Source organism: Rahnella sp. CFA14(1/10) (assembly GCF_004195095.1).
In the GTDB taxonomy this organism is placed as follows: Bacteria; Pseudomonadota; Gammaproteobacteria; order Enterobacterales; family Enterobacteriaceae; genus Rahnella; species Rahnella perminowiae.
The window spans coordinates 26050-38788 of sequence record NZ_SEWS01000009.1; the positions used below are offsets into that span (position 1 = coordinate 26050).

Annotated in this window: 12 protein-coding genes; 8 read left to right on the plus strand and 4 right to left on the minus strand. The window is 55.9% G+C overall.

Going from position 1 to position 12739, the window contains the following annotated elements; all coding sequences use genetic code 11:
* Window positions 1-45: 45 nt before the first annotated feature.
* The 4 genes from EVX52_RS17940 to EVX52_RS17955 all read right to left on the minus strand — a co-directional run bounded on the left by EVX52_RS17940 (window position 46) and on the right by EVX52_RS17955 (window position 4677).
* Complete coding sequence (locus EVX52_RS17940; RefSeq protein WP_129955512.1) at window positions 46-1035, minus strand: isopenicillin N synthase family oxygenase; 990 nt, start codon at window positions 1033-1035, stop codon at window positions 46-48.
* 27 nt (window positions 1036-1062) lie between these two features.
* Window positions 1063-2490 carry an amidohydrolase family protein gene (locus tag EVX52_RS17945; RefSeq protein ID WP_129991797.1) on the minus strand — a complete coding sequence of 476 codons (1428 nt, stop codon included), beginning with the start codon at window positions 2488-2490 and terminating at the stop codon, window positions 1063-1065.
* 11 nt (window positions 2491-2501) lie between these two features.
* Window positions 2502-3491, minus strand: coding sequence for an ABC transporter substrate-binding protein (locus EVX52_RS17950; RefSeq protein WP_129991798.1), 990 nt, complete (start codon window positions 3489-3491; stop codon window positions 2502-2504).
* Window positions 3492-3753: 262 nt separating this feature from the next.
* The gene (locus EVX52_RS17955; protein ID WP_129955509.1) at window positions 3754-4677 is read right to left on the minus strand and encodes a LysR family transcriptional regulator; all 924 of its coding nucleotides are present in this window, start codon (window positions 4675-4677) and stop codon (window positions 3754-3756) included.
* A gap of 213 nt (window positions 4678-4890) precedes the next feature.
* Between EVX52_RS17955 and EVX52_RS17960 the strand changes: the two genes are divergently transcribed.
* The 8 genes from EVX52_RS17960 to EVX52_RS17995 are packed head-to-tail and all read left to right on the plus strand — an operon-like array spanning window position 4891 to window position 12615.
* The gene (locus tag EVX52_RS17960; protein WP_129991799.1) at window positions 4891-5865 is read left to right on the plus strand and encodes a PDR/VanB family oxidoreductase; all 975 of its coding nucleotides are present in this window, start codon (window positions 4891-4893) and stop codon (window positions 5863-5865) included.
* Window positions 5866-5885: 20 nt separating this feature from the next.
* Window positions 5886-7181, plus strand: coding sequence for a cytosine deaminase (locus EVX52_RS17965; RefSeq protein ID WP_129991914.1), 1296 nt, complete (start codon window positions 5886-5888; stop codon window positions 7179-7181).
* A complete protein-coding gene (locus EVX52_RS17970; RefSeq protein WP_129955507.1) occupies window positions 7171-7632 on the plus strand; it encodes a RidA family protein in 462 nt (153 codons plus the stop codon). Before EVX52_RS17965 ends, EVX52_RS17970 begins: the two co-directional genes overlap by 11 nt.
* Window positions 7633-7661: 29 nt before the next feature.
* Window positions 7662-8543, plus strand: a complete 882-nt coding sequence (locus tag EVX52_RS17975) for a creatininase family protein (protein WP_129955506.1) — start codon at window positions 7662-7664, stop codon at window positions 8541-8543.
* 13 nt (window positions 8544-8556) lie between these two features.
* Entirely contained in the window at window positions 8557-9540 is a 984-nt protein-coding gene (locus EVX52_RS17980; RefSeq protein ID WP_129955565.1) for an ABC transporter substrate-binding protein, read from the plus strand.
* A complete protein-coding gene (locus EVX52_RS17985) occupies window positions 9537-10364 on the plus strand; it encodes an ABC transporter ATP-binding protein (RefSeq protein ID WP_129955505.1) in 828 nt (275 codons plus the stop codon). The genes EVX52_RS17980 and EVX52_RS17985 overlap by 4 nt, the downstream gene beginning before the upstream one ends.
* A 4-nt stretch (window positions 10365-10368) precedes the next feature.
* Window positions 10369-11184 carry an ABC transporter permease gene (locus EVX52_RS17990; protein ID WP_129955504.1) on the plus strand — a complete coding sequence of 272 codons (816 nt, stop codon included), beginning with the start codon at window positions 10369-10371 and terminating at the stop codon, window positions 11182-11184.
* A 27-nt stretch (window positions 11185-11211) separates the two neighbouring features.
* Entirely contained in the window at window positions 11212-12615 is a 1404-nt protein-coding gene (locus tag EVX52_RS17995) for an FAD-binding oxidoreductase (RefSeq protein ID WP_129991800.1), read from the plus strand.
* Window positions 12616-12739 lie beyond the last annotated feature (124 nt).

Genomic DNA, 12739 nt, shown 5'->3' on the forward strand with positions numbered 1-12739 from the left:
AGCCCGCCGGAGCACACCAGGCGGGCTTATTGCTTTTATATGCCTTTATCCCTTCGCGAAATTGGCCTGAATACGCTGTTGCAGATAATCTTCAGCGCTGATGGCCGGATATTTGGCCTGCGGCCCCAGAATTTCGACATCTTTGTTGGCCTGGCAGAAAAACGCCAGGCTGTAGCGCGCGCCCTGATATTCACCGGGCAGCGGACTTCTGACCCGGTGGAAATTTGACGGCAACTGATCGTCGCTCCAGCGCATCAGCATATCGCCGATATTGCAGGTGATCACGTCTTCACGCGGTTCGATACTGGTCCACTGCTGGCTTTCGCGATCCTTGCCCGGACACACCTGCAAGCCGCCCTGACCGGGACGCTGGAAGAGCAGCGTCAGGCAGTCGAAATCGGTGTGCGCACCGGCACGCCACATCCCCTGCTCTGATTGTTCAGTAGCGTAGTAATGCAGCATGCGCAGTGTACTCTGATAGGTTGGCTGATAAGGATCATGTGCCTGTTCGAAAAAGTGCTCCGGAAAACCCAGCCTCAGCGCAAAACAAGACAGCAATTTCATGCCCAGTTGCCAGCACTGTGATTCAAAACTCAGCATGGTATGTTTAAACGCAGGCAGTTCCTGTTCGTCTGGCCACAGCGAAGCCATCAGCGGCCGGGTAATCTGATAAGATTCCTTTTGATCCGGCGTTTTGGTTGACGGACGCACCTGAGATTTATTTTCCCAACCGGCGTTACGCGCCAGAGGATACTGAGCTTTCACGTCCTCAGGCAGCGCAAAAAAATCCTCTGTCATGCTGAATGCCTGGCGGATATCGTCCAGTGCGATACCGTGATTACTCACCTGAAAGAAACCGATTTCCACGGCGGCCAGCCAGAGTTCATCGGCAATTTCGCTTTTCCGGTTTTCGAAATCTGCAAGATCAATGCAGCGAACTTCACGGGCAAACGTCTCTTCGCCCATCGCGCCCATTCCCGCTTCTTTTTCCAGTTCCTGTAAGGCATAGCCTGATGTTGATGTGGATTGTGTCATGATTTTTATCCTTCTGAATCAATAAGGTTAGCCCGCAGCACGCTGTTGCAGGATACGAACGGCAGACATGGCCTCATGGCGCATTGCCTCCAGGTCAAGCCCGGGGATGACATCGTTTTCGACGATAACGCGGCCGTTGACCATCAGCGCCTTAAGGGACGCCCGGCCGCCGCAGGCCACCGGCCCGATGGCCATGTCATGCAGGCCGAAGTAACGCGGGTCATCCAGCCGGTAAATGGCGATATCAGCCTGCATGCCCACCTGCACGGTGCCGCTCCGTTGCAGTCCGAGGATTTGTGCCCCGCCCGCGCTGCCCCAGCGCACCACGTCTTCAATGGAAGCGGCGTCACCGCCCCCCTCAAACGTTCCGCCGTCATAGCGCGGTTTCGCCAGCATGCCTTTTCTGGCGCGCTGTAAAAGCCACGCAGCATGTGCTTCACTTTGCATATCTGCGGCCTCGTTTGATGCCGCGCCGTCCACCCCCAGCGAAACCGGAACACCCGCCTGTTCCAGCGCCAGCAGGTCAGCAATGCCGCTGCCCAGACGCCCGTTGCTTTGCGGACAATGCGCAATACCGGTGCGGGTTTGTCCCAGCAGCGTAATCTCCTGCGGCAATAACTTCACCAGATGCGCGAACCACACGTCATCGCCCAGCCAGTCATGTTCCGCGCAAAACTGTACCGGCGTCATGTTGAATTTCTCGCGTGCCGCATCGAGATAATCCACGGTTTCTGACAAATGACTGTGCAGCCGGATACCTAAACGGCGTGCCAGTTTCGCCATTTCGCGCAACTGCGCACCGGGTGCCGAATGCAGCAACGTGGTCGGTGCCATCACCACGCGGCGCAGCGATGTCGGTTCAGGGTCGTGATAGCGGTCAACCAGCCGCTCCATGTCCGCCATGTAATGGTCGAAGCTTTCCGGACGCAATGCCTGCGGCAAATCCTGCTCAATCGCCCGCCCCTGCGTTGCCCCGCCCCGGCACAATACAATGCGCATGCCCAGCGCCTCTCCCTCACTGAACAAAATGTCCGAGGTATCAAACGGCATATCCGGCCAGTAGAGATAATTGTGATCCGCCACGGTGGTGCAGCCTGAACGCAGCAGTTCGGTCAGGCCGATACGCACGGCGAGGCGAAAGGTGGATTCGTCAAACGTGGCGCGAAAACGGTAAGGCGTGGCACTTAACCACGCGGTCAGACTTTTGTTCAGCCCCTGCGGCTCGCCTTTGAGCAATGACTGAAACAGATGATGGTGAGTATTGACCCAGGCCGGATAGACCACGCAGTCACGCGCCTCAATCAGCCGTTCGTCGGGCAACGGGGTCAGAGTACCGATCGCCTGGATCACGCCATTACGGACACGGATATCCGGTCCGGCGTGACGCGCGTCTTCTCCCGGCAGACCGGTCAGGATGGCGTGCGCATTTTTAATCAGCAATGAACAGGATGACATCGCAACGCTCCTCAAGGTTTAACCTGCATGTGCTCAACAAACTCAGTGGTATACGCCTGCTTCCAGTCGGTATCCGCATTCAGCAGTTTGGCACTCACCATGAAATCACGGGTTTTTTGCCAGCGGGCCTGTGTCATGGTGCCCCAGCCCTGTGTCGTCGCATCACCACCGTCAATCAGATGATGTGCTTTGATTTGCTCAACGCCCCAGTCCAGCAGGTCGTCGGTCATTTTCGGATTGTCTTTTTTGATCAGCGCATTGCCCGGTGCCGGGTTTTGCAGATAACTCACCCAGCCTTCCATCGAGGCGCGCACAAATTTCGCCATCGCGTCTTTACGGCTACTGATGAGGTCCGGACGGGTGATCAGAATCCCGCCGTAAGGCGGATAGCCGTGCTCCGAGAAAAGGAAGAAATTGGATTTCACCCCGGCCTTCTGCGCCTGAAACACTTCAGAGCTGACGTACGCCTGCTGCGCCACATTTTCGTCAGCAACAAACGGCTGAATATTGAAGGTATAGGGGCGAACCTGCGCATCGCTGAGCTGATAGCGCGCCCTGAGCCACGGCCACCAGGTGGATTGACCGGAACTGGACACCAAAATGGTTTTATCTTTCAGGCCATCAAGGGAGGTGACGGAGGCATGGGTCAGTAAACCCTGCGGGTCGTACTGAAAGGGAGCAGCGATCGCTTTGGCCTGAAAACCGCGCTGCACGGATTCGAGCAACTGGAGGTCATAACCGATGATCACATCAGCGCGTTTCGACAACAGAAGCTGCATGCCGTTGATCTGCGGGCCGCCTGACTGAATACTGACATCCAGCCCGTAACGTTTGTAGAGACCGGTCGCCAGCGCCTGATAATATCCGCCCTGCTCGGCCTGGGCGTACCAGGAGGTCAGTAAGGCGATTTTCTCATCTGCCTGTGCCGCCAGGGAAAATGATCCCAGAACCAGCGTGCTCAGTACACAGCAAGACAGGGGAATGCGGGATATAGACTTCATTGCTCCTCTCCTAATCATCGCCGGAGGGAGGATAAGCACATGCGGCTCAGCCCCCCTGACCGGCTCAAAATAAACCGCGAAATGGTTGCTGAGCAATGTCCCGCGCCGTTGCCTGCGCTGACCGCTTCTACTCACATTGATCTATACAAAAAGGATGCCAACTTCGCCGATGCGCTTCCCCGAGGCTTTGTGAGGGGATCGGGCCTGCGGAGCCTGCAACCTTTGATTCATCGCAGAGCGCGGAGCACCAGAACAGTGCATATCATTGCCGGTTGCGCCCCGGGGTCTGGATCTGACTGAACAACATCTCCAGCTGTTTGAGCATCATTGAGGCGGCCAGGGAAAGTTGTCTGGCCGGCGCAACGCACAAGGAGAGCGTGAAAGCTTTTAACTGAGGATCGGTCAGCGGAATAAACTGCAACTCGTGGCTGTGCACCTCATCCATAATATCGAGCCAGCACAGGATACCGATGCCGATTTTTTCTTTTATCAGCGAGCGGATCATATGGATGTTATTCGATACCGCAACTTCATGGACCCTATCGCCATTGATATTCATCAGCGCCTGAACCGGCTCAGCCAGCATCAGCGGCGCTGAGGGCAGGATAAACGGATATTCCATGCACTGATTAAACCGTATACCGCTTCTGCCCCCGAGCGGATGCCCTTTCGGCACCACTACGCCCAAATCGATTTCGGCAAAAGCCCGCACCTGCAACTCACGGGAACTTTGCGGATTCAGCATCAGTCCGAAGTCGGCATCACCTGACATCAGCGCCTGCTGAATATCCACGTTGTTCATGGTCGTCAGTGTGAAGGAGATGTTCGGATAATCGAGATGGACCTTTTTCAGCATCGATGAGAAAAACTGCCGGTTAATGGCATCGATGGTGGCAATCCGCACATGGCCCCGCCGTAATCCCCGCAAGTCGTCGAGCTGTTCGCAGACGCGGGAGAAATCCTTTTTCCAGTTATTGGCCGCATGCAGCAACAGCTCACCGGCCGCCGTCAGCCGCAATCCGGTGGGATGACGCTCAAACAGCGGCATGGCTAATTCTTTTTCAACCCGCAATATCTGCCGGTCAATCGACGATGCGGCAACATGCAGGGTTTCGGATGCCTTACGGAACGATCCCTGGCGGGCAACCTCAGTGAAGTACAGCAAAAACCGGGAGAATGCGAACATAATGAGTGCTCTCTTTTATGCAACGGGACGTGCGAATCAAAGCGCTGGACGCAACAGCTTTATAACAATAACGTAGCTTTCATTGCAACGGGAACAATCGTTTCACTGCTTATCCGCCTGACCCGGTGCGGCAATGCGCATCAGGCAGCGGATGATGCGGCGAACACATTGACGCCGTTTTTTATCAATGATCCATCAGCACAAGTACGGTAAATGACGATGAAAGATGCCGGATTAATCCCTGTTACCATTAAAACTGTCGATGTCAACGGTGTCGGGAATATGTCCTTACACCTGGTTGCGCAGCAAGGAAGCCGGTTACCGGCTTATTTACCGGGCGCTCACATTGACGTTTTTATTCCGCAACTGGGGCCGCGACAATATTCTTTATGCAGTGAACACAATGACGGGGAATATTATGAGATCTGCGTAAAACTGGCGGAACCTTCCACCGGCGGTTCGCACTTTATTCATCATCATTTCGCCCCCGGTGATCACCTGACAATTTCGGCACCGCGCAATCATTTCCCGCTGCCACAGGCCGGGCGATATTTACTGTTTGCCGGCGGAATCGGCATCACCCCACTGCTGGCAATGGCGGAAAAAATCACGCAGCAACAGATTGAATTTGAACTGCATTATTATCTCTCCGACACTGAAAAGGCGGCGTTTCTGCCGCGCTTAACCCGGCCTGCATTAGCACAGCATGTATTTTTGCATGACAGCAGCGCAAACGATTCCCTGCGCCACAATACGCCGCTGAGTTTGTGTCATCCGGAAGAGAATACGCAAGTGCTGGCCTGCGGCCCGGACGGCTTTATTGAGCGCCTTAAAGATATTATGCGCACGCATCACTGGCAGGAAAATCAATTATCTTTTGAGCGTTTCAGTAATACGAATCTGAATAATGAAACAGACAGTCAGCCATTTCATATTCAGCTGGGTTCCGGCGGGCCGCGTTATTTAGTCGGCCCGCGACAGACCATTGCGGAAGTCTTATTAAGCGCCGGCGTCGATATTATGCTGTCGTGCGAACAGGGTATTTGCGGTTCCTGTATTACTGACGTGATCGACGGTATTCCCGATCACCGTGACTGCGTACTGACTGAAGAGGAGAAAGCGGAGAACACGCAGATAACACTGTGCTGTTCGCGTGCCAAAAGTCCTGTTCTGATCCTCGACCTGTAATGTTAACGCGGAGCCTTATGATGCATATTCCCCCTCCCGCTTCGGCACTTAACGGTATTGCCAACGTTCGCCTCCCCGCATGGCTGCTGCCGGGGAACTGGCCTGTGAAAAATGGCGAGCCGGTCACGGCAGATATGCGCTTTCAGGCGGGCAAAATTTCATCACTGATGCCCGCCGCTCCGTCTCAGGACGATCTGTGGAATGTGCACGGTACGCTGGCGTTACCGGGGCTGATTGAACCCCATGCGCATCTCGATAAAACCTTCACCCTTGCCCGCAGCCGCCCGGCAAAACCCGGTCTGCTGGCAGCCATTGAAACCCTGCATCAGGATCGTCAGCACTGGACGGCGGCAGACCTTCGCCGGCGTGCCGGCAAGGGGCTGGCCTGGGCGGCCGCAAACGGTGTGACCCGTTTGCGCACCCACATTGACTGGTTCGACGTGGTTCCCCCGCTGGCCTGGCTTGAGCTGGCCGGGATGGCCCCTGCGGATATCACGCTGGAACGGGTGGCGCTGGTACCGCTGAGCTTTTTCGCGGATGCCGAAGCGGCTGACCGCATTGCCTGCGCGGTTGCACAAAGCGGAAAAGACTGCCTGCTGGGCGGATTTATCCACTCTTCAAACTGGGATCCGGCGGCGATGACCAACCTGATGCGCAGTGCCTCACGCTGGCAACTGAATCTGGATTTACATATTGATGAGGAGCTTTCGCCGGTGGCGCATGGCCTGAGCTGGCTGGCGCGTTACCTTTCAGATAATGAATTATCAGAGCATGCCTTCAGCGGCCATATCTGTTGCAGCCACGGCTGCGCACTGGCCTCGGGCAGTGACCAACAGGCGCAGGATGTGCTGAGTTTGCTGGCGGCGCAGCGCGTCACGCTGATTGCACTGCCGATGACCAATCTGCTGTTACAGGACGCCGTTACGGGCCGCACGCCGCGCCAGCGCGGCATTACCCTGATTAAAGAAGCGCAAGCCTCGGGCATTCCGCTGCTGCTCGGCTGCGATAACGTGCAGGACGCTTTTTGTCCGGCAGGCAGCTATGACCCGCTGGATACGCTGAGCTGCGCCCTGTTCGCGCTTCAGCTGGAAAACGTCTTTGACCAGCAGTCACGGCTGATTTGTGATATCGCCGCACTGACCGGTGATATTCAGCCGGATCTGCCACTCGCACCCGGCAGCGATGCCAGTCTGGTGCTCTTCCCGGGCAGCGACAGCATCACCTGGCCTTTACACAGTCCGGCCCGCCTGGTTATCCGCCACGGCAGGCTAACCCATCAGCGCACCTGGAATCAGGAGTTATCCCATGAGTCTTGACGCGGGAGCGGGCAAACCGCTCGCCAGATATGCCGCATGGCGTCGTGCCGGCGATTTCATCTTTCTCTCCGGCATTATTCCCGTCAATCCGCAGACGGCGACCATCGTGCGCGGTTTTCAGGATATCCCCGCCGAAGCACGCCTGCTACTGGGCGAAACCGGCGAATTCTCGACCGATGCCAAACAGGGGCCGGTTCTGGCGCAGAGCTGGTATGTGCTCGAAAGCATCCGCCACACGATTGAAGAGGCTGGCGGACAAATGAGCGATGTGATCAAGCTGGTGCAATATTTTCGCAATCTCGATCACTTCCCGTATTACAGCCGGGTGAGAAAACTCTTTTACACCGGGGAACCGCCGGTCTCCACCGTGGTGCAGGTCAGTGAAATGCTGCCAAACGCCGACGTGCTGATTGAAGTGGAAGCTACCGCCTGGTTGCCCCTGTCCCGCTAACCCCATAATTTCCGACTCAGAGGTACAGCATGATTAACGGTTATATTCCCGCAGCACGTTTTCTTCCTTTCCTGAGCTGGACGGCGATTGCTGCCCTGCCCGACAAAGCCAATACCGTGATCGTCTTGCCAACCGGTGCAATCGAGCAACACGGTCCGCATCTGCCGTGTTCGGTTGACAGTGTCATCTCCTCCGGCGTGGCAGGTCATGCGCTGGCGCGGCTGCCAGAGACGATCCCGGCTTATGCTATTCCTCCCGTCACGTATGGCAAATCTGACGAACATCTGAATTTCCCCGGTACCCTGACCCTGACCGGTGACACACTTTTGCAAACCATTTTAGAAATTGCCGAATCCCTTTACCGCGCCGGATTCCGCAAACTCTTAATGATCAACGGTCACGGCGGCCAACCACAGGTGTTGCAAATGGCATCGCGGGAAATGCGTCTGCGTCACGGCGACATGATCATGATCCCTCACGATGTGTTCCGCGTACCCAGCGTGGAAAATCAGTTCCTCAGCGCACAGGAGCAGAAGATGGCGATGCATGCCGGTCACAGCGAAACCGCAGTCATGCTGGCGCTGGCACCGGAATGCGTCCACCTCGAACAGGCGGTCGCCAATTATCCGCCGGAGTTCCCGTGTCCGACACTGTCATCAGGTCGCCCTGCCGCTGCCTGGGCTTCTTATGATTTTGGTCCGAGTGGCGTCATTGGCGATCCGACCGGCGCGACCGCTGAACAGGGTCAGGCCATTCTCGATTCACTGGCGGCAAGCTGGGCGCAGGCAATCACCGAAATCCACCACATGCAATGGAAAGTCCGCAGCGAACCGACCTGGGGAAAACACCACTGGAACGGTTTTGTGCAAACCAGCTTCACCCCTCCTTCGTCTTCTTGTGTCTCTAAATAAGGGAATTCTTATGATGAAAATACGGCGTAAACCGGCTTACACCCTGCTGGCCCTGTTGCTGGCCGGAGTTTCCGCTTCAGTCATGGCGGAAGAAAAATTCACCTTCCTGACGAACTGGTACGCGCAGGCGGAGCACGGCGGTTTTTACGAGGCGCAGGCCAAAGGGTTGTACAAAACCGCCGGTCTGGATGTCAGCATTAAAATGGGCGGCCCGCAGGTCAACGTCATGCAACTGATGGCCGCCGGACAGGCTGACTGCACACTCGGCGACAACGGCCAGGCGCTGGAAACCTGGCAGGCCGGGGTGCATGCGGTAACGGTAGCGACGGTGTTCCAGCACTCGCCGACGGTGTTTATCAGCCATGACAAAGTGGAAAAAGGTCAGGAACTGAAAGACAAAACCTTCCTGCTGGCCACCGAGGCTTATACCTCTTTCTGGCCGTGGGCGAAGAGTGAACTGGGACTGGCCAGCGCAAAAATCCGTCCGTACACCTTTAGCGTACAGCCCTTCCTCGCGGACAATAATCTGGTGCAACAGGGTTATGTCACCTCCGAGCCTTTCTCCGTTGAAAAAGGCGGCAAACCGTTTTACGTCTACATGCTCAGCGACTGGGGTTATCCGCCGTACGGCAACTCTGTTATCTGTATGGCCGACACTGTTAAAAAACGCCCGGCTGCGGTGGCTGCTTTCGTGAAAGCCTCGATGCAGGGCTGGAAAGACTATTTGCAGGATCCGACCGCAGGTAATGCACTGATCACCCAGGCCAATCCGCGCATGGGTGCCGACCAGATTGCCTTCGGCATTGCACAAATGAAGAAATATGAGCTGGTGACCGGCGGCGATGCACAAACCGGCGGTATCGGTATCATCACTGAACCACGGCTGAAAAAAACCTGGGACATGCTGGTGAAAAACAAGCTGATTGACGCGGATAAAGTGCCGTTTGAGCAGACGTTTACCCTCGATATGATCAAAGACGCGAAGGTTATGCCATGAATTCAGCCCCTAAACTGACCGTGATGAGCGATGTCCGCTCAGCCAATCCTCCGCCTGTACCCGCCATTGACGTGCTGTCGGCGGAGAAAATCTACAGCAACGGCACGCGCGCCCTTTTGCCGGTCAATCTGACCATTAATGAGGGTGAATTCGTCACCCTGCTCGGTCCGTCGGGCTGTGGCAAAAGTACGCTGTTGAAAATGGTTGCCGGACTGACGGAACCCAGCGACGGAAAACTGATGCTGTGGCGGCGCGACAGTCGTGAAAAAACCCAAGTGCCGCTGTCTTTTGTCTTCCAGGAAGCCACACTGATGCCCTGGAGCAATGTGCAGAACAACGTGCGCCTGCCGCTGGATCTCGCGGGCGTGCCGCGTGCCGAAGCCAATACCCGCGTCAGTGAAGCGCTGGAACTGGTGGGGCTGGGTAAATTTGCCCACGTTCTGCCGCGCGAGTTGTCGGGCGGCATGCAGATGCGCGTTTCGATTGCCCGCGGGCTGGTGACGCGTCCGAAACTGCTGCTGATGGATGAACCCTTTGGCGCACTCGACGAAATCACCCGCAACAAGCTCGACAGCGACCTGCTGCGCCTGTGGCGGGAACAGGGTCTGACGGTGGTGTTTGTCACGCACTCGATTCATGAAGCGGTATTTCTGTCGCAGCGGGTGATCATGATGGCCGCCCGGCCGGGACGCGTGGTAGAAGATATCGCCATTACCGAACCCTTCCCGCGCAACGAAGATTTCCGCGTCAGCCCCGCGTTTTCACGCTATGCGAAACAGTTGCAGGACAGTCTGCTGCAAGCCAGCCAATCGGGTATGGAGTAACAGTATGCAAACTCAAAAATCCACTCCGTGGATCAATAACCCAACATTTCGTAAAGTCCTGTATCCGGCTGTCGTGGCCGTCGTGGTGATTATGCTGTGGCAGGGCTGGGTGAGTTATTTCAAAATCCCGCAGTTTCTGGTGCCTTCGCCAGTGGTGATGCTGGAAAGCCTGTGGACTAATTTCGGCTCGCTGACGATGTCGCTGCTGTTTACGCTGAAAATCACCCTGATCTCGTTTCTACTGTCGATAGTGATCGGCGCGGCGGTGGCGTTCGTGCTGGTGCAAAACCGCTTTGTTGAAACCGCGCTGTTCCCATACATCGTGTTCCTGCAGGTGACGCCGATTGTGGCTATTGCGCCGCTGATCATCATCTGGGTCAAAGACACCACGCTGTCGCTGGTGGTGTGTTCGACGCTGATGGCGGTATTCCCGATCATTTCCAATACCACGCAGGGGTTGCGCAGCGTGTCACCGGGTTTGCTGAGTTATTTTCAGCTGAACCGCGCCAGCCGTTTACAAATCCTGATCCGTTTACGCATTCCTTCTGCCCTGCCGTATTTTTTCGGTGCGCTGCGCATTTCCAGCGGCCTGTCGCTGATTGGTGCGGTGGTCGCGGAATTTGTTGCCGGTACCGGCGGCAATAACACCGGCCTGGCCTACCAGATATTGCAGGCGGGATACCAGCTGGACATCCCGCTGATGTTTGCCGCCCTGCTGCTCATTTCGCTTACCGGAATTGCGCTGTTTGGCGTGATGTCGTGGATTTCGAGACGAGCCCTGAGCGCCTGGCATGAAAGCGAAGCCGTGCAATCTCATTAACCTCATTCATTTTTAGGCAGGAAGAATATGGACAATGAACAACGTCAGAATGCGCTTGCCCTGATTCAGCAGGCGCTCCCTGATCTCGACTGGACGTTGCAGGCCCCCAAGGTCAAACGCCTTTCGCGCGATTTTCACTGGTTCAGTCCGGTGCTGAAGCGGCAACTGGAAGACAAACAGGCTGATGCCGTGGTCAGGCCGCGCAGCGAAGAAGAGCTGCGTTTACTGGTAAAAGCCTGTGTCAGGCACCGGTTACCGCTGATTTTGCGCGGCGGCGCGACCGGTAACTACGGCCAGCTGGTACCGCTGGAAGGCGGAATTCTGGTGGATATGACCGGCTTTAATCAGGTCTGTGAACTGGGTAACGGCGTGGTGCGTGCCCAGGCAGGGATCCGTCTGGCTGAAATTGAAACCCTGACCCGTCCGGCAGGCTGGGAACTGCGCTGCATGCCCTCAACGTACCGGCTCGCCAGTCTGGGCGGGTTGTATGGCGGCGGTTTCGGCGGTATCGGCTCAATCAACTACGGCCCGCTCGGCGCGCCGGGCAATGTGCTCAGCGTTAAAGTCATGACCATGGAAGCCGAACCGCGCATTCTGCACGTCCCTGCGCCGCAGGCGCTGCTGCTGCATCACGCTTACGGCAGCAACGGGATTGTGCTTGAGGTGGAACTGGCGCTGGCACCGGTTCATCAGTGGATCGAACGGCTGGACGTGTTCGACGATTTTACCGATGCGCTGGATTACGCCAACGCCTTTGCCCGCTCACCGGGGCTGGTCAAACGCCAGCTGGCGCTTTTTGCCGCGCCAATCCCGTCATACTTCAGCCATCTGAACGGACATTATCGGGCCAGCCAGCACGCGGTGATCAGCGTGATTGCGCAGGAAAGCGAAGGTTTTTGTGCCCATCTGCTGAAGAAGTACCGCGGCCACAGCGCCGTGCGCCAGTCCGCCGGTGAAGCCCGCGAGGCTAATGCGTCTCTGATGGAATATTGCTGGAACCACACCACACTTCATGCGCTGAAAATCGACAGCACCCTGACCTATTTGCAGACGGCGTTTAATTATTCGAATTATCGCCAGCAGATTATCGACATGGCGAATTTATTTGGCGATGAAGTTATTTCGCATATTGAGTTCCTGCGTGACAATGACGGAAATATCACCGCCAGCGGTTTACAAATAGTACGTTATTCCACCGAAGAAAGATTGAACGAAATAATGACAATCTTCCGTAATAATGACGTAAAAATAAATAACCCGCATGTTTATCACATTGAAGATGGCAAACAAGGCGAAATTAAACCTGACGTCGTTTCGGTTAAAAACTGCCTTGATCCTAATGGATTACTCAACCCCGGCAAGCTGCGTGGCTGGGATGTCCGCGACACTCTGACATTAGATAACAATCCTCTTTTATTGACTGACCGGTAAAAATAACTATTAGCCACCCGGCCTGTAAACAGACGGAGTGGCAACCGTTGCGTGCGCCCTCATAAAAACCATTACCGGCAGTTTTTCTGCCGGACAAAATCTATTACATTTTGACAGGATGGCA

Bases quoted from the DNA above. Each gene is read 5' to 3' on its own strand.
- EVX52_RS17960 (WP_129991799.1), top strand. From the start codon at position 4,891: ATGACGATGAAAGATGCCGGATTAATCCCTGTTACCATTAAAACTGTC.
- EVX52_RS17975 (WP_129955506.1), top strand. From the start codon at position 7,662: ATGATTAACGGTTATATTCCCGCAGCACGTTTTCTTCCTTTCCTGAGC.
- EVX52_RS17940 (WP_129955512.1), bottom strand. From the start codon at position 1,035: ATGACACAATCCACATCAACATCAGGCTATGCCTTACAGGAACTGGAA.
- EVX52_RS17945 (WP_129991797.1), bottom strand. From the start codon at position 2,490: ATGTCATCCTGTTCATTGCTGATTAAAAATGCGCACGCCATCCTGACC.
- EVX52_RS17980 (WP_129955565.1), top strand. From the start codon at position 8,557: ATGAAAATACGGCGTAAACCGGCTTACACCCTGCTGGCCCTGTTGCTG.
- EVX52_RS17950 (WP_129991798.1), bottom strand. From the start codon at position 3,491: ATGAAGTCTATATCCCGCATTCCCCTGTCTTGCTGTGTACTGAGCACG.
- EVX52_RS17955 (WP_129955509.1), bottom strand. From the start codon at position 4,677: ATGTTCGCATTCTCCCGGTTTTTGCTGTACTTCACTGAGGTTGCCCGC.
- EVX52_RS17995 (WP_129991800.1), top strand. From the start codon at position 11,212: ATGGACAATGAACAACGTCAGAATGCGCTTGCCCTGATTCAGCAGGCG.
- EVX52_RS17985 (WP_129955505.1), top strand. From the start codon at position 9,537: ATGAATTCAGCCCCTAAACTGACCGTGATGAGCGATGTCCGCTCAGCC.
- EVX52_RS17965 (WP_129991914.1), top strand. From the start codon at position 5,886: ATGCATATTCCCCCTCCCGCTTCGGCACTTAACGGTATTGCCAACGTT.
- EVX52_RS17990 (WP_129955504.1), top strand. From the start codon at position 10,369: ATGCAAACTCAAAAATCCACTCCGTGGATCAATAACCCAACATTTCGT.
- EVX52_RS17970 (WP_129955507.1), top strand. From the start codon at position 7,171: ATGAGTCTTGACGCGGGAGCGGGCAAACCGCTCGCCAGATATGCCGCA.